Source organism: uncultured Streptomyces sp., assembly GCF_947488945.1.
Lineage (GTDB): Bacteria > Actinomycetota > Actinomycetes > Streptomycetales > Streptomycetaceae > Streptomyces.
This window is the reverse complement of sequence record NZ_CANLBS010000003.1, coordinates 212,352-228,272: the sequence shown is the minus strand read 5'-3', so window position 1 is coordinate 228,272 and position 15,921 is coordinate 212,352. Positions and strand designations below refer to the sequence as shown.

At 69.8% G+C, this 15,921-nt stretch carries 15 protein-coding genes and 1 tRNA gene; 8 read left to right on the top strand and 8 right to left on the bottom strand.

Annotated elements, in window-relative coordinates; genetic code table 11:
* Window positions 1-152: 152 nt before the first annotated feature.
* On the top strand, window positions 153-593 hold the full coding sequence (locus Q0994_RS05425; RefSeq protein WP_299529748.1) for a MarR family winged helix-turn-helix transcriptional regulator: 441 nt from the start codon (window positions 153-155) through the stop codon (window positions 591-593).
* A gap of 161 nt (window positions 594-754) precedes the next feature.
* On the opposite strand, the gene Q0994_RS05420 is transcribed toward Q0994_RS05425, so the two are convergent.
* Window positions 755-837: transfer RNA gene (locus Q0994_RS05420), tRNA-Leu, on the bottom strand.
* A gap of 328 nt (window positions 838-1,165) precedes the next feature.
* On the opposite strand from Q0994_RS05420, the gene Q0994_RS05415 reads away from it, so the two are divergent.
* The 6 genes from Q0994_RS05415 (at window position 1,166) to pknB (ending at window position 9,217) form a co-directional block, all read left to right on the top strand.
* A complete protein-coding gene (locus Q0994_RS05415; protein WP_299529746.1) occupies window positions 1,166-2,044 on the top strand; it encodes a DUF3662 and FHA domain-containing protein in 879 nt (292 codons plus the stop codon).
* A 10-nt stretch (window positions 2,045-2,054) separates the two neighbouring features.
* On the top strand, window positions 2,055-2,573 hold the full coding sequence (locus tag Q0994_RS05410) for an FHA domain-containing protein (protein WP_299529744.1): 519 nt from the start codon (window positions 2,055-2,057) through the stop codon (window positions 2,571-2,573).
* A gap of 129 nt (window positions 2,574-2,702) precedes the next feature.
* Window positions 2,703-4,166: a Stp1/IreP family PP2C-type Ser/Thr phosphatase gene (locus tag Q0994_RS05405; protein WP_299529742.1), complete on the top strand. Its 1,464-nt coding sequence runs from the start codon at window positions 2,703-2,705 to the stop codon at window positions 4,164-4,166.
* Between the two features lie 22 nt (window positions 4,167-4,188).
* Window positions 4,189-5,598 carry an FtsW/RodA/SpoVE family cell cycle protein gene (locus Q0994_RS05400; RefSeq protein ID WP_299529740.1) on the top strand — a complete coding sequence of 470 codons (1,410 nt, stop codon included), beginning with the start codon at window positions 4,189-4,191 and terminating at the stop codon, window positions 5,596-5,598.
* Window positions 5,595-7,049, top strand: coding sequence for a penicillin-binding protein 2 (locus Q0994_RS05395; protein WP_299529738.1), 1,455 nt, complete (start codon window positions 5,595-5,597; stop codon window positions 7,047-7,049). The genes Q0994_RS05400 and Q0994_RS05395 overlap by 4 nt, the downstream gene beginning before the upstream one ends.
* Before the next feature lie 167 nt (window positions 7,050-7,216).
* Window positions 7,217-9,217, top strand: a complete 2,001-nt coding sequence (pknB, locus tag Q0994_RS05390) for a Stk1 family PASTA domain-containing Ser/Thr kinase (RefSeq protein ID WP_299529736.1) — start codon at window positions 7,217-7,219, stop codon at window positions 9,215-9,217.
* A gap of 120 nt (window positions 9,218-9,337) precedes the next feature.
* Here the strand turns inward: pknB and Q0994_RS05385 are convergent, their stop codons facing one another.
* The 5 genes from Q0994_RS05385 to Q0994_RS05365 form a co-directional block, all read right to left on the bottom strand.
* Complete coding sequence (locus tag Q0994_RS05385) at window positions 9,338-10,069, bottom strand: class E sortase (RefSeq protein WP_299529734.1); 732 nt, start codon at window positions 10,067-10,069, stop codon at window positions 9,338-9,340.
* A gap of 25 nt (window positions 10,070-10,094) precedes the next feature.
* Entirely contained in the window at window positions 10,095-11,714 is a 1,620-nt protein-coding gene (locus Q0994_RS05380) for a class E sortase (RefSeq protein ID WP_299529732.1), read from the bottom strand.
* On the bottom strand, window positions 11,711-12,349 hold the full coding sequence (locus Q0994_RS05375; protein ID WP_299529730.1) for an aminodeoxychorismate/anthranilate synthase component II: 639 nt from the start codon (window positions 12,347-12,349) through the stop codon (window positions 11,711-11,713). The genes Q0994_RS05380 and Q0994_RS05375 overlap by 4 nt, the downstream gene beginning before the upstream one ends.
* Window positions 12,346-12,534 (bottom strand): hypothetical protein, encoded by a 189-nt coding sequence (locus Q0994_RS05370; protein ID WP_299529728.1) that lies wholly within the window; start codon window positions 12,532-12,534, stop codon window positions 12,346-12,348. The genes Q0994_RS05375 and Q0994_RS05370 overlap by 4 nt, the downstream gene beginning before the upstream one ends.
* A gap of 115 nt (window positions 12,535-12,649) precedes the next feature.
* Window positions 12,650-13,417 carry a DUF881 domain-containing protein gene (locus Q0994_RS05365; protein WP_299529726.1) on the bottom strand — a complete coding sequence of 256 codons (768 nt, stop codon included), beginning with the start codon at window positions 13,415-13,417 and terminating at the stop codon, window positions 12,650-12,652.
* Window positions 13,418-13,557: 140 nt separating this feature from the next.
* Between Q0994_RS05365 and crgA the strand changes: the two genes are divergently transcribed.
* Window positions 13,558-13,812: a cell division protein CrgA gene (gene crgA / locus Q0994_RS05360; protein WP_299529724.1), complete on the top strand. Its 255-nt coding sequence runs from the start codon at window positions 13,558-13,560 to the stop codon at window positions 13,810-13,812.
* 368 nt (window positions 13,813-14,180) lie between these two features.
* Here crgA and Q0994_RS05355 read toward each other — a convergent pair whose 3' ends face one another.
* Complete coding sequence (locus tag Q0994_RS05355; protein ID WP_299529722.1) at window positions 14,181-15,092, bottom strand: rhomboid family intramembrane serine protease; 912 nt, start codon at window positions 15,090-15,092, stop codon at window positions 14,181-14,183.
* 190 nt (window positions 15,093-15,282) lie between these two features.
* Window positions 15,283-15,855, bottom strand: a complete 573-nt coding sequence (locus Q0994_RS05350; protein WP_299529720.1) for a peptidylprolyl isomerase — start codon at window positions 15,853-15,855, stop codon at window positions 15,283-15,285.
* Window positions 15,856-15,921: the final 66 nt, after the last annotated feature.

The following is a 15,921-nucleotide window of genomic DNA, read 5'->3' as shown; positions in this document are numbered from 1 at the left end:
CTTTTACAACTCACGCTTCCGTTGTACTGTACAACTGAAATTCGGGGGCACCGGCACCCACTCTCCGGACCAGCGGCTCCGGCTCGTCCACCCAGGGCGAACGAGCCCGCCTGCCGGAGCGAAACGAAGCGCGACAACGAAGAGGTGGACCCGTGACCGGCACTCCGGGACGACGTGACGAATCCCTCGATGTCATCCAGCGGGAACTGACGGCCTTCGCCCGGCGCGCACGCGCCGCCGCGGCCCGGCTCCATCCCGAGCTGCCACTCGTCTCGTACACGCTGCTGGCGCACATCGACGACCGGCAGGGCTGCCGGGCCACCGATCTGGCCGCGCACTACATGCTGGACAAGTCGACGGTCAGCCGCCAGGTCGGGGCGCTGGAGAGGATGGGACTGGTCGAGCGCCACCCCGACCCCGACGACCAGCGCATCCAGGTCCTGCATCCGACCGGGGCAGGCCGGGACGCCCTCGCCTCCACGCAGGCCAGTCGACGGGCGGCGTACCGCGAGCGCCTGGCGGAGTGGACCGGGGAGGACCTCGCACAGTTCGCGGAGTATCTGCAGCGCTACAACCAGTCCGGCGAGCGCTGAACCGGACCGCGCATGCCGATCGAGTCGCCCACCCCCGCCACAACGGGGCGTTTCACGTGAAACATCCCCGCGCGACGACCGACGGACTCCGGCCACCCCGCAGCGGGGCGCACACCAAGAAACCCCCGCACCGGATTTCTCCGGTGCGGGGGTTCTCTCTGTGCGCGAGGGGGGATTTGAACCCCCACGTCCCGAAGGACACTGGCACCTGAAGCCAGCGCGTCTGCCGTTCCGCCACTCGCGCATGAGTGATGATCACTCAGCTCGCCGCCAGGTCTTCGCTGTGTTTCGCTGCGACCCCTTGGCGACATCGGAAGATTAGCACGTAGGAAGGGGTGGATTCACATCCGTTGTTTCGAGGGCCCGACAGGGGGCAACGGGAACCCGCGGCGGGCTCACCCACTCCTCCTCAGTACCTCCCGTGTGCGGGACACTGTCAGGGAGCCACCTCTACGATCCGTGTGAGGGGTGACACTCATCCACAGGGCAGACAAGGGGAACCAGCCGATTTCCCGACGCGTGGATACGATCAGTAAGCAGTACAGGGACGATGACACCGGAGGAGGTGCCCCATGGGAGTCATGAAGCGTTTCGAGCAGCGTCTCGAAGGTCTGGTCAACGGCACCTTCGCCAAGGTCTTCAAGTCCGAGGTGCAGCCGGTCGAGATCGCGGGCGCGCTCCAGCGCGAATGCGACAACAACGCGACCATCTGGAACCGCGAGCGGACGGTCGTCCCCAACGACTTCATCGTCGAGCTCAGCACCCCGGACTACGAGCGCCTCAGCCCGTACTCGGGTCAGCTCGGCGACGAGCTGTCCGGACTCGTCCGGGACTACGCCAAGCAGCAGCGCTACACCTTCATGGGCACGATCAAGGTGCACCTGGAGAAGGCCGAGGACCTGGACACGGGCCTCTACCGCGTACGCAGCCGCACCCTGGCGTCGAGTTCGTCGCAGCAGGAACCGGCCGGCGGCGGATACGGCGGCCGGCCTCAGCAGTCCCACCCGCAACGGCCCGCAGCGGGCGGCCCCGAGGCCGCGGGGGGCTACGGCTATCCGCCGGCCTCCCCGCCGCCGATGCCCGCGGCCCCGCCGCCGGGCGCCGGCCGGGCCCCGGCGGGCCCCGGCGACCGGCGCCGTCCCTCCGCGCCCGGCGCCCTGCCGGACGCCCAGGTCCGGCGCTGGATCGAGATCAACGGCACCCGCCATCAGATCTCCCGCCCGACGCTGGTGCTGGGACGCAGCACCGAAGCCGACGTGCGGATCGACGACCCCGGCGTATCGCGCCGGCACTGTGAGATCCGGACCGGAACGCCCTCGACGATCCAGGATCTCGGGTCCACCAACGGCATCGTGGTGGACGGGCAGCACACCACCCGCGCTACGCTCCGCGACGGCTCGCGAATCGTCGTGGGCAGCACCACCATCGTTTACCGGCAAGCCGAAGGGTGAAGCGGGGGCAATGTCAGAGCTGACCCTTACGGTCATGCGGCTAGGTTTCCTGGCTGTTCTGTGGCTGTTCGTGATCGTGGCCGTCCAGGTCATTCGAAGTGACCTGTTCGGGACGCGCGTCACACAGCGCGGCTCACGCCGCAACGGCGCCGAAGCGCGGCCGCAGCAGAACCGCCAGCAAGCCGCTGCCGCACCACCGCAGCAGCGCCAACAGCCGGGGCGCCAGCGCCGCGGCGCACCGACCAAACTGGTCGTGTCCGAGGGTTCCCTCACAGGCACCACGGTCTCGCTCCAGGGCCAGACCATCACCCTGGGCCGGGCCCACGATTCGACCATCGTGCTGGACGACGACTACGCCTCCAGCAGGCATGCCAGGATCTACCCCGACCGGGACGGCCAGTGGATCGTCGAGGATCTCGGGTCCACCAACGGCACGTATCTCGACCGGACCCGTCTCACCACCCCGACGCCCGTTCCGCTGGGCGCGCCGATCCGTATCGGCAAGACCGTCATCGAGCTGCGGAAGTAGTACGACAATGAGCGAGCGGAGCGAGCGAGCCGCGGCGGTCCTGACCCAGGATCTGGCCAGGTTCCCGACCGGAGGGTGGGCAGTGTGGCGCGAGACCGGCTGTACCCCGAGCCGACGGGCGAGGTGCGCATGAGCTTGTCGCTGCGCTTCGCCGCCGGATCGCACAAGGGCATGATCCGGGAGGGGAACGAGGACTCCGGCTACGCCGGGCCGCGCCTCCTCGCCATCGCCGACGGCATGGGCGGTCAGGCGGCCGGTGAGGTCGCCAGCTCCGAGGTGATCTCCACGCTCGTCCAGCTCGACGACGACGTGCCCGGCTCCGACATCCTCACCTCGCTCGGTACGGCGGTCCAGCGGGCCAACGACCAGCTCCGGGTGATGGTCGAGGAGGACCCCCAGCTCGAAGGCATGGGCACCACGCTCACCGCCCTGCTCTGGACGGGCCGCCGCCTCGGCCTGGTGCACGTCGGCGACTCCCGCGCGTACCTGCTGCGGGACGGCGTGCTCACCCAGATCACCCAGGACCACACCTGGGTCCAGCGTCTCGTCGACGAGGGCCGGATCACCGAGGAGGAAGCCACCACCCACCCGCAGCGCTCCCTGCTGATGCGCGCGCTGGGCAGCGGCGACCACGTCGAACCCGATCTCTCCATTCGCGAGGTACGGGCCGGCGACCGCTATCTGATCTGCTCCGACGGGCTCTCCGGCGTGGTCTCGCACCAGACCATGGAAGAGACGCTCGCCAGCTACCAGGGCCCCCAGGAGACCATCCAGGAGCTGATCCAGCTCGCCCTGCGCGGCGGCGGACCCGACAACATCACCTGCATCGTGGCGGACGTCCTCGACGTCGACGGCAACGACACCCTGGCCGGCCGTCTCAACGACACCCCGGTCATCGTCGGAGCGGTCGCGGAGAACCAGGCCCAGCTGAGCGACGGCGGAGCGATGCAGACCCCGGCCGGACGCGCCGCGGGGCTCGGCCGCACCGTGCCGCCGCCCGCCGGGGCCTTCGGCCCGCCCGGCAGCGGGGACGACTCCGGTTACGGCGACGGGCCCTCCGGGGCGTACGACGCCTACACCGACGACGACTTCGAGAAGCCGCGCAAGAAGCGACCGTGGCTCAAGCGCGGCTTCTACGTCGTGCTGGCCCTCGCCGTGGTCGGCGGCGGCCTCTACGGCGGCTACCGCTGGACGCAGACCCAGTTCTACGTCGGCGCCAAAGAAGACAACGTCGCCCTGTACCGCGGCATCAGCCAGGACCTCGCCTGGGTCTCGCTGTCCAAGGTCGAGACCGACCACCCCGAGATCGAACTCAAGTACCTGCCGCCGTACCAGCGCAAGAAGGTCGAGTCGACGATCGCCGAGGGCAATCTCGCCGACGCCCGCAAGAAGGTCACGGAGCTGGGCACCCAGGCGTCCGCCTGCAAGAAGGACGCCCAGCGCCGCGCGGCCGAGGCGGCGCAGAAGGCCGCCGCAGACGAGAAGACGTCCGACAAGTCCGCCGACAAGGGGACCACGACCGCTACCCCCACTCCCGGCCCCAGCCTCTCGGAGGAAGAGAAAAAGCTGGTCCCGCAGTGCGGTAAGCAGTAAGCCGTAGGGGGCCCACAGCACCATGAGCGTTGTCACCAACACGACCACCATCGGCGCGATCGACGCACCGAGCCGCCGCAACACCGAGCTGATGATGATGGTGTTCGCCATCGTCATCTGCGTCTTCGCCTACGCCAACGTCGGCCTCGCCATGGACGGCACACTGCCGTCCGGCATGTTCGGCTACGGTGCCGGGCTCATCCTGCTCGGCGGAGTCGCCCACCTCGTGGTGCGCAAGTTCGCGCCCTACGCGGACCCGCTGCTGCTCCCGCTGGCCACCCTGCTCAACGGTCTCGGGCTGGTGCTGATCTGGCGGCTGGACCAGTCACCCCGGCTGATCCAGCGCGCCGAGGTTCTCTACGGCGGGTACAGCCCGGACGCGCCCAAGCAGCTGCTCTACTCGGCGATCGGCGTGGCCTTCTTCGTCGCGGTGCTGATGATCCTCAAGGACCACCGCGTCCTCCAGCGCTACACCTACATCTCGATGGTGGCGGCGCTGATCCTGCTGATCCTGCCGATGTTCTTCCCCGCGGTCAACGGCGCGAAGATCTGGATCAGCCTGGGCCCGTTCTCCATCCAGCCGGGGGAGTTCGCGAAGATTCTCATCGCGATCTTCTTCTCCGGCTATCTCATGGTGAAACGCGACGCCCTGGCCCTGGCCAGCCGCCGCTTCATGGGGATGTACCTGCCGCGCGGACGCGACCTCGGCCCGATCATCACCATCTGGGCCCTGTCGATCCTGATCCTGGTCTTCGAGACCGACCTCGGCACCTCGCTGCTGTTCTTCGGCCTCTTCATCGTGATGCTCTACGTCGCCACCGAGCGCACCAGCTGGATCGTCTTCGGTCTGCTGATGTCGGCGGCCGGCGCGGTCGGTGTCGCCTCCTTCGAACCGCACGTCCAGCAGCGCGTCAACGCCTGGCTCGACCCGTTCGCCCAGAAGACGTTGGAGCAGAGCGACCAGATCGCCCAGTCGCTGATGTCCTTCGGCTCCGGCGGAACGCTGGGCACCGGTCTCGGCCAGGGCCACTCGGACCTGATCATGTTCGCCGCCAACGCCGACTTCATCCTCTCCACCGTCGGCGAGGAGCTGGGACTGGCCGGGATGATGGCCGTCCTGCTCGTCTACGGCCTCATCGTCGAGCGCGGCGTCCGGACGGCCCTGGCCGCCCGCGACCCGTTCGGCAAGCTGCTGGCCATCGGCCTCTCCGGCGCCTTCGCCATCCAGATCTTCGTGGTGGCCGGCGGCGTCATGGGCCTGATCCCGCTCAGCGGTATGACCATGCCGTTCCTCGCGTACGGCGGTTCCTCCGTGCTCGCGAACTGGGCCCTCATCGCCATCCTCATCCGAATCAGCGACACCGCGCGGCGGCCCGCACCGGCGCCCGCGCCCTCGCCCGACGCCGAAATGACTCAGGTGGTCCGCCCGTGAACAAGCCGCTGCGCCGGATCGCGATCTTCTGCGGAATCCTGATCCTGGCCCTGCTGGTACGCACGAACTACCTCCAGTACGTGCGCGCCGACGAGCTGAACACCCGGGACGAGAACCGCCGCGTCCGCATCGAGCGGTACGCCCACGAGCGCGGCGCCATCGTCGTCGACGGCAAGGCCGTGACCGGCTCCGTCGAGACCGAGAGCAGCGACTTCAAGTACAAGCGGTCCTGGAAGGACGGGCCCATGTGGGCCCCGGTGACCGGGTACTCCTCGCAGGCCTTCGGCTCGACGCAGCTGGAGAGCATCGAGGACGGCATCCTCACCGGCAACGACGACCAGCTCTTCTTCGACCGCACCCTGTCGATGTTCACGGGCGAGAAGAAGCAGGGTGGCAACGTCGTCACCACGCTGAACGGCGCCGCCCAGAAGGCCGCCTTCGAAGGGCTCGGCAAGAAGAAGGGCGCCGCCGTCGCTCTCGACCCGCAGACCGGGGCCATCCTGGCGCTCGCCAGCACCCCCTCGTACGACCCCTCGACCTTCGCGGGCAACTCCGAGAAGGACTCCGCCGCCTGGGAGAAGCTCCTCAAGGACGAGGACAAGCCGATGCTGAACCGGGCGCTGCGCGAGACCTACCCGCCCGGCTCGACGTTCAAGGTCGTCACGGCGGCGGCCGCGCTGGAGAACGGGCTCTACGACAGCATCGACGAGAGCACGAACTCGCCGCTGCCGTGGACGCTGCCGCAGAGCACCACGCCGCTCTCCAACGAGGGCAACATCCCCTGCAAGAACGCTTCGCTCCGGAACGCGCTGAAGTACTCCTGCAACACCGTCTTCGGCAAGATGAGCGACGACGTCGGCAACGAGAAGATGATCGAGCAGGCCGACAAGTTCGGCTTCAACAAGCAGGTGTTCACGCCCACCCGCGCCGAGGCGAGCGTCTACCCCGAGGACAACCGGCCGCAGAACGCCCTCGCGGGCATCGGACAGGCGTCCAACCGCACCACCCCGCTCCAGATGGCCATGGTCGCCTCGGCCATCGCCAACGACGGCAAGCTGATGCAGCCGTACATGGTCGCCGCGCGCCAGGCGCCCAGCCTGGACAACGTCTACACGGCCGAGCCCAAGGAGCTGAGCCAGGCGCTGTCGGCGGAGAACGCCCAGAAGATCCAGCAGATGATGGAGACCGTCGTCGACTCCGGCACCGGAACCAGGGCGAAGATCGACGGCGTCACCGTGGGCGGCAAGACCGGTACCGCCCAGCACGGCCTGAACAACAGCGAGAAGCCGTACGCCTGGTTCATCTCGTACGCGAAGACCGCCGAGGGTTCCCCGGTGGCGGTCGCCGTGGTGGTCGAGGACGGCCAGGCCAACCGTGACGACATCTCCGGCGGCGGCCTGGCCGCCCCGATCGCGAAGAGCGTGATGGAGGCGGTGCTCGACAGCAAGTAGGACGGCCGCCGCGGGTACCGCGTACCGGACACCGGGATACCGGTCGGGTATCGGCTGACGGGTGCGGGCCGATCGTGCCGGGCGTGCCCGGTAGCGTATGCGCGAACAGCGCACCGCCGGACCACACACGGGTGCGGTCGGGACTGACGGAGAGGGCTGGAACAGTGATGGAAGAGCCGCGTCGCCTCGGCGGCCGGTACGAACTGGGCTCGGTGCTCGGCCGCGGGGGGATGGCCGAGGTCTATCTCGCCCACGACACCCGGCTCGGCCGCACCGTGGCCGTGAAGACGCTCCGGGCCGACCTGGCCCGCGACCCGTCCTTCCAGGCCCGGTTCCGCCGTGAGGCCCAGTCTGCGGCCTCGCTCAACCACCCGGCGATCGTCGCGGTGTACGACACGGGTGAGGACTACGTCGACGGCGTGTCCATCCCCTACATCGTCATGGAGTACGTGGACGGCTCCACCCTCCGTGAACTGCTGCACTCCGGCCGCAAGCTGCTGCCCGAGCGCACGCTGGAGATGACCGTCGGGATCCTGCAGGCGCTGGAGTACTCGCACCGCGCCCAGATCGTGCACCGCGACATCAAGCCGGCCAACGTCATGCTGACGCGCACCGGCCAGGTCAAGGTCATGGACTTCGGCATCGCCCGCGCGATGGGCGACTCCGGCATGACCATGACGCAGACCGCCGCCGTCATAGGGACCGCGCAGTACCTCTCGCCCGAGCAGGCCAAGGGGGAGCAGGTCGACGCCCGTTCCGACCTCTACTCCACCGGCTGCCTGCTGTACGAACTGCTGACCGTGCGGCCCCCGTTCGTGGGGGACTCGCCCGTCGCGGTGGCGTACCAGCACGTGCGGGAGGAACCCCAGCCGCCGAGCAACTTCGACGCCGAGATCACGCCCGAGATGGACGCGATCGTGTTGAAGGCCCTGGTCAAGGACCCCGACTACCGCTACCAGTCCGCCGACGAGATGCGCGCGGACATCGAGGCCTGCCTCGACGGCCGGCCGGTGGCGGCCGCTGCCGCGCTGGGCGCCGTCGGCGCGGGCGGCTACGGCGGGTACGACCACTACGACCCGCCGACCACCGCGCTGCGGCAGACCGATCCGAACAGCGGCCAGACCTCCATGCTGCCGCCGGTCAACCCGGACGACGGCGGATACGGCTACGACGACCGGCCCGACCGCAGGCGTCAGAAGAAGAACAACACCTCGACGATCCTGCTGGTCGTCGCGGGCGTCCTGGTTCTGATCGGCGCGATCCTGATCGGCAGCTCGGTCTTCGGCGACAACGCCGACGACGGCAGGATCGCGACCCCGAACATGGTCGGCTCCACCCAGGCCGACGCGGAAGGACTCGCGAAGAACGCGGGGCTCGTCCTCAAGGTCGGCGAGGAGAAGGCCTGCGAGAACCAGGAGAAGGGCAAGATCTGCAGCCAGAGTCCCGAGGCGGACTCGGAGATCGACAAGGGCGGGACGGTCACGGTCGTCGTCTCCACCGGCGCCCCGAAGGTCGAGGTGCCGGACGTCCTGGAGAAGTCCGAGGACAGCGCCCGCAGTCTGCTGGAGGAGAAGGGCTTCTCGGTCGTGACGGAGTCCGTCGAGTCGGAGGCGACCCCCGGCACCGTCGTGAAGCAGAGCCCCGACGGCGGCAGTGAGGCCGAGAAGGAGTCGGAGGTGAAGATCACGATCGCCACGGAGAAGACGGCGACCGTGCCCGGGGTGACCGACCGGACCTTCGACCAGGCCAAGGCGCAGCTCCAGGCACTCGGATTCAGCAACGTCGCGCAGTCCGAGGTCGACTCGGACAAGGCCGCGGGCATCGTGGTCGAGCAGACGCCCGAGGCCAACAGCAAGCAGCCGCTGGACACCCAGATCGTCCTCAAGGTCTCCAAGGGCCCGGCGCAGCCGGAGCAGGTCGCGGTGCCGGACATGACCGGCAAGACGCTCGCCGAGGTGAAGGCGCTGCTCGCCGGGGCCGGCCTCCAACTGGGCTCCGTCACCGGATCGTCCGACGACAAGGCGCGCTTCATCACCAGCTCCCCGGGGATCGGCACCCCGGTCGCCAAGGGGAGCGCGGTCAACGTGACGACGCTCGGCATCGACGGGAACAACGGCGACAACAGCAACGGCAACAACGGCGGCCTCTTCGGAGGCTTCGGGGACTGACCCCGGCGCCCCGACCGCACGCCTGAAGGGACCCGGCCGCCTGGTGGAGGCGGCCGGGTCCCTTCGTCGTGTCCCGCGCGGTTCGGCGATCCCGCGAGTCCGGTGTCCCGCGCGGTGCGGCTACTCGGTGAGCTCGGCGGGCGGTGTGCGGTCCCGGTCCACCTTCTCCGTGCGCTCCAGCTCGCCCCAGACCACGTACCGGTACGTGGAGGTGAAGACGGGCGTGCAGGTCGTCAGCGTGATGTAGCGACCGGGACCGTCCACCCCCGCCTCCTCGGGCACCGCGGCCAGCACGTCCACGTTGTACTTGGAGGTCTCGGGCAGCGACTTGAACACCTTGTAGACGTACCAGGTGTCCTTGGTCTCGAAGACGATCGCGTCGCCGTTCTTCAGCTTGTCGATGTTGTGGAACTTGGCGCCGTGGCCGTCCCGGTGGGCAGCGAGCGCGAAGTTGCCTTTCTCGTCCGAGGGCAGGGCCGACTTCACCGGGTCCGTGTAGTAGCCGGCCACACCGTCGTTGAGGGTCCCGGTGGCGGTGCCCTTCTTGACCAGCACCTCGCCGTTGTTCATCGCCGGCACGTGCAGGAAGCCGACGCCGTCCTTGGTGTCCAGCTCACCCGGACCGCCGGCCCAGCGGTCGCGGACGGTCTCGGCCTGCTTGCCCGCCTCGTGGTCGGCGACCACGTTCGTCCACCACAGGGAGTACGCGACGAAGAGCCCGAGGACGACCCCCGCCGTGATCATGAGCTCGCCGAAGACGCTCACCGCGGCGGCGATCCCTCCTCGGGACCGTGGCGCGGCCGGGGGCGCCGCCTCGTCGGTCAGCTCGTCCTGCCCGGTCCTCGCCGCCACCGCACCGTCCCCTGTCGTGATGTCGTCAGCCCACCAGCGCGTCGGGTTTGCCCTCGCTGCGCGGCCGTTCGTCGACCATCTTGCCCCAGACGATCAAACGGTACGTACTCGTGAATTCCGGCGTACAGGTCGTCAGGGTGATGTAGCGCCCCGGCTCCTTGAACCCGGCCGCCGCGGGCACCGGATCGATCACCGAGACGTTGGACGGAGCGGTCTGCGGCAGTGTGCTGGTCATCTCGTACGTGTAATACCGGTCGCGGGTCTCGACCACGACGGTGTCGCCGGGGACCAGCTTGTTGATGTACCGGAAGGGCTCGCCGTGGGTGTTCCGGTGGGCCGCCAGCGCGAAGTTGCCGCGGGCGTCGGACGGCATGGCGGTCTTCAGCCTGCCCTCCGCGTAGTGGCCGATCATGCCCCGGTCGAGGACCTTCTCCTTGCTGACGCCCTCGGCGATCGGTGCGACGACGTCCAGCTTCGGAATGTGCATGATCGCGAACCCCTGACCGGGCTCGAAGGTGCCGGGGTCGCGCTCGTCGTGCGACCAGCTGTCCTGGATCTTGTGGGTCTCATTGCCCGCGATCTGATCGGCCCGGACGTTGGTCCACCAGAGCTGGTAAGCGACGAACAGCAGCATCAGCACGCCCAGCGATATGAAGATCTCGCCCGCCGCCCGGCTGGCGACGACGGCCGGGCTGTCCTTCGCCGCGCGGGCCGCGCGGCGGGCTTCCAGGCGCGTCATCGGCACGGGCGGTGCCGCGTCGTCCCGGTCCCCCGCACCCGTGCCCGCGCCGCCCCCGGCCGCGGCCGCGGGCCTGCGGCGACCACGCGACTTCGCGGCCTTGCGCCGCTCCGCCCGGCCGCCGGTCGCCGGGGGCTCGCCGGAACCGCCCGCTCCGGGGGTACGCGCGGGCCCGTCCGCCACGCCCGCCGCACCGTCCCGGATCGGGGAGAAGACCTGCGTCGGCTCACCGTCCCGGATCGGGGAGAAGACCTGCGTCGGCTCGCCGTCTCCGGCCCGCGTCGGTGGCAGGGCCACGGTCTCGTCCACCGCGAACGGCGCGGCACCCGGCACCGCGCCTGCCCCCGGCGCCGGGGCGCCGGCCGGGTGCGCACCGGCCGACCGCAGGGGTCCGGACGGCCTGCCGGCCGCCTGCGGGACAGGGGCTCCGGGCGTGCCCTCGGCGGCGGGGTCTTCCCGGACGTATCCCTCGGGGTCGTAGCGGCCGTACCAGTCCCTCCGGTACCCGTCCGGCTCGTACCACGCGTCCGGCGGTTCCTGGACCCTCTCAGGGCCGTACTGAGGCTCCTGGAGGGGGTGTTGGGGGCCGGCGTGACCGGGGGACGCCGCGGGGACCGGCGAACCGGCTCCCGGACCCGGGCCGTACCCGGTGACGGGGGCACCGGCCCACGGGTCCGGTTCCCCCTGCGGACGGTACGGCGAGGGGTCCCCCCCGTACACCTGGTCCGGCCGCGGGGCGGACTCCTCCGCCTGGGACCACGGAGCGTCGTGGCTCCCCGGCAGCGGGTCGTTCAACGGGTCGGCGAGCCGCCCCACCGCCGCCTCGAACCCACCGCCGGTCCCGTACGCGTCCGGTGCGCGCGGGCCCTCCTCACCGGCGTCGGACCCGTGGCGAGGTGCGGTCACGCCGCGGCCTTGCCCACCACCGGCGTCAGGCCCGCCGATCTGGCGACCGCGCCGCCGTCGCCGCACTCCTCCAGCCAGTTGGCGAGCATCAGGTGCCCGTGCTCGGTGAGGACCGACTCGGGGTGGAACTGCACGCCCTCGACCCGCAGTTCGCGGTGGCGGACGCCCATGATGATGCCGTCCGCGGTACGGGCGGTGACCTCCAGCTCCGCGGGCAGCGCGGCCGGTTCGGCGGCGAGCGAGTGGTAGCGGGTCGCGGTGAAGGGCGACGGCAGCGATCTGAAGACGCCGCGGCCCTCGTGCAGCACCGGTGAGGTCTTGCCGTGCAGCAGCTCCGGGGCCCGGTCCACGACTCCGCCGTACGCGACCGCCATGGCCTGCATCCCGAGGCAGACCCCGAAGACCGGGACGCCGGTGGCGGCGCAGTGGCGCACCATGTCGACGCAGACCCCCGCCTGCTCCGGAGCGCCCGGACCGGGGGAGAGCAGCACGCCGTCGAACCCGTCCTGCGCATGGGCGGTGGTGACCTCGTCGTTGCGCACCACCTCGCAGGTAGCGCCGAGCTGGTAGAGGTACTGCACGAGGTTGAAGACGAAGCTGTCGTAGTTGTCCACGACGAGGATGCGCGCGCTCACCGACCGGTCTCCGTTCCGCCGGCTCCCTGGCCGTCCACCGTCACGTCACCGAACGGGAGCAGCGGCTCCGCCCAGGGGAAGACGTACTGGAAGAGTGCGTAGACGACGCCCAGGACGAGCACGAGCGAGATGACGCCCCGCACCCATGCGTTGCCCGGCAGATGACGCCAGATCCAGCCGTACATGCCTGTCCTCCCATTCGGTACGGCACCAGACTAAAGGGCCGCGGCCCGCGCGTGGGGAACCTGTGGAAAGCGGGGGCGCACCGCTGGCCGCCGCGGGGCCGGCGCACCGGCGGGTTCAGCCGACCGGCTCCGCGTAGTGCTGGTCGACGGTGCCGGAGTAGCCGGGGAGTTCGGCCTTCGCGTCGTCGTCGACCCGCCAGCCGAGCCCGTACGCGTCCACGTACAGCTTGTAGTTGCGGATCGCCGTGGAGGCGTCGAGCGCCCGCGTCAGCGCGCCCCGGTCACCGACCGCGGTGATCTTGTACGGGGGCGAGTAGACGCGGCCCTGGAGGATCAGGGTGTTGCCGACGCATCGCACCGCGCTGGTGGAGATCAGCCGCTGGTCCATGACCTGGATACCGCGGGCGCCGCCCTTCCACAGGGCGTTGACGACGGCCTGGAGGTCCTGCTGGTGGATGACCAGGTCGTTGGGCTGCGGCTCCGGGTAGCCGGGGTTGGCGGTGGCGTCCGGCGGGGCGTCGTCCAGGGTCACGCTGACGGCGTCACCGCTGATCGCGCTCGTTCCGGCGGCCTCCTCCAGCGCCTTCAGCTTGGCGTCCTCGGCCTGCGTCGAACCGTCGTCGCGCTGGGCGAGGGCGTCCATCTCCGCACGAGCGGCGGCGTTCGCCTCGTTCAACCGGGCGTTGTCGTCACTGCGTTCGCCGATCAGGTCCGAGAGCCTCAGCAGCGAGGAGTCGCTGCGGATGTTGGTGCCCTTGGCGGTGTTGGCGCTGGTGACGAAGATCAGGCCGGCGAGGGCGAAGACGGCAGCGGTGAGCACCCGGACCGGCCACTTCGAGGAGTGCCGGACCTTCCCGTCGGGGGTGTCGGCAAGATTGCTCAACGTACCCTTATCTCATCAGGCGCCATGGAAGCACTACGCTAACGGACGCCCGGGGGAGGCAGCATTCCCCCTAGCGCCCCATCAGGCGCCAGACAGACATCACTGCGCGGTCACGCAGCGCATCGACAGGAGAGTTCCTCGTGCCGAAGTCACGTATCCGCAAGAAGGCCGACTTCACGCCGCCCCCGGCGAAGTCGGCGACCGCCATCAAGCTGACCAACCGCAGCTGGGTGGCTCCGGTGATGCTGGCCCTCTTCCTGATCGGGCTCGCCTGGATCGTGGTCTTCTACGTGACGGACGGCTCCCTTCCCGTCGAGGCCCTGGGCAACTGGAACATCGTGGTCGGTTTCGGCTTCATCGCCGGCGGCTTCGGCGTCTCCACCCAGTGGAAGTAGCCCGGCCCACCCCACACTGAACCACCGCCGAACCACGGGCCGGCACCGGTCCGCGCCATGGCCCGGCACCGGCCTCGCACGGCACCGGAACGTGCGGTTCCGGGGCGCTGTGGCACGACCTCGCAAGCCTTGCCCTGAGTTACCCACAGAGTTATCCACAGCCGGGGGAAAAGGTCGGAAGATCTGTGGATAACTTCCGCACATGTTGACGCCGGTGTGACCGCAGCCTCCCTCACCGAGGGGGGCTGCGTCCGTCCCGCCACCGGAAAAGACCCTGATCAGCGACGTACCGAACACCTGTCGCCGCGTTTCCCCCGCCCTGGTGACCCTCTGTGGACAACTTTGGCTCACACGTGGATAGATTCTGCTCAGGTGAGCACGGCGGTCCGGACAACAACGGTCACCACCACCAGTGCGAAGACCGCCGCGCACACGCCGTACTGGACGAGGCCGCGTCGGGCGCGCGGCGCGTGGACCAGGGCGACGGCGATCACCGCTCCGGCCGCCAGCCCGCCGAGGTGCGCCTGCCAGGCGATGCCGCCCCAGGGGTTGAAGGTGAAGAGCAGGTTCACCACCAGCAGCACCAGCACCGGGCGCATGTCGTAGTTCATCCGGCGGGCCAGCACCGCAGTGGCGCCCAGCAGCCCGAAAATCGCGCCGGACGCCCCGATGGATCCCTGGTTGGGCGCCGCGAGCGCATAGGTCAGCGCGCTGCCGGCGAGCCCGGAGAGCAGGTAGAGCAGGACGAAGCGCACCCGGCCGAGCGCCGCCTCCAGCGGCCCGCCGAGCCACCACAACCCGAGCATGTTGAAACCGAAGTGCCACAGTTCCTCGTGCACGAACATCGAGGACACCAGGCGGTACCACTGTCCCTCAGCGACCCCCACCAGGGTGCCCGGCAGCGGGTCGGGGTCCCAGGCGCGGCCCAGCAGCATCAGATCGTCGATCAGCCAGGATCTGCCGGTGATCCATACCGCGACGAACACCAGCGCGTTCAGTCCGACGAGGATCTTGGTGACCAGCCGCGGATCGTCCGTGACCGCCCCGCCGGCCAGGGTGCGGGGCCGGGAGGCCGCCGGACGGTGCCCGGTGCCGGAACCCTGGCGTACGCACTCCGGGCACTGGAAGCCCACGGAAGCGCTGATCATGCAGTCCGTGCAGATCGGCCGCTCGCAACGGGCGCAGCGGATCTCGGTCCCGCGGTCCGGGTGCCGGTAGCAGTGGGCCGGTCCCTGCGCACCGGAGGACGGCTCACGACCGGCAGGCGGCTGCTCTTCCATCGGTCCCGACCTCCCGGCTCTCGCCCGCGTCCCCGGCCCGTCCGTCCTCGCGGTCCGTACACCGCGCACCCGCCCCGCCGCGTACCGCCGCCATGTAACAGCACGAACGGGCGGGACCCAGGGTTCCCGCGACGGCACGTCGGTGGCTTTCCGGACGGGACCCGGGCCGCGTGGCCGGGCCGCAGGGGACTCAGCGGGCGGGGCCCCAGAGCGTCTTGACCGGCGGCGACGGCGTCCCGCGGGTCTCGATGAGGACCGATTCCAGCACCACGTCCCGCACCGGACGGTTGGTGCGCGGATTGGACGGCGTCGCCGCGATGGCGTCCACCACCTCGCGCCCCGCGTCGTCCGCCACCTCGCCGAAGATCGTGTGCTTGCCGGTCAGCCACGCGGTGGGCGACACCGTGACGAAGAACTGGGAACCGTTGGTGCCCGGCCCCGCGTTGGCCATGGCCAGCAGATAGGGCTTGTTGAAGGCGAGGTCCGGATGGAACTCGTCCGGGAACTCGTATCCCGGCCCGCCCGTGCCGTTGCCCAGCGGATCGCCGCCCTGAATCATGAAGGAGTCGATGACGCGGTGGAACACCGTGCCGTCGTAGAGACGGGCGGTGGACTTCTCACCGGTGGCCGGATGGGTCCACTCCCGCTCGCCGGTGGCGAGCCCGACGAAGTTGCGCACCGTCTTGGGCGCGTGGTTCGGCAGAAGCCGGATCTCGATGTCGCCCAGGCTGGTCTTCAAAGTGGCGTAAAGCTGCTCGGCCACGGTCTGCCTTCTCTCGGGTCCTCGGTCGTCGGTGACGTCGTCCCGATCCTCGCACGCCGCGCACCC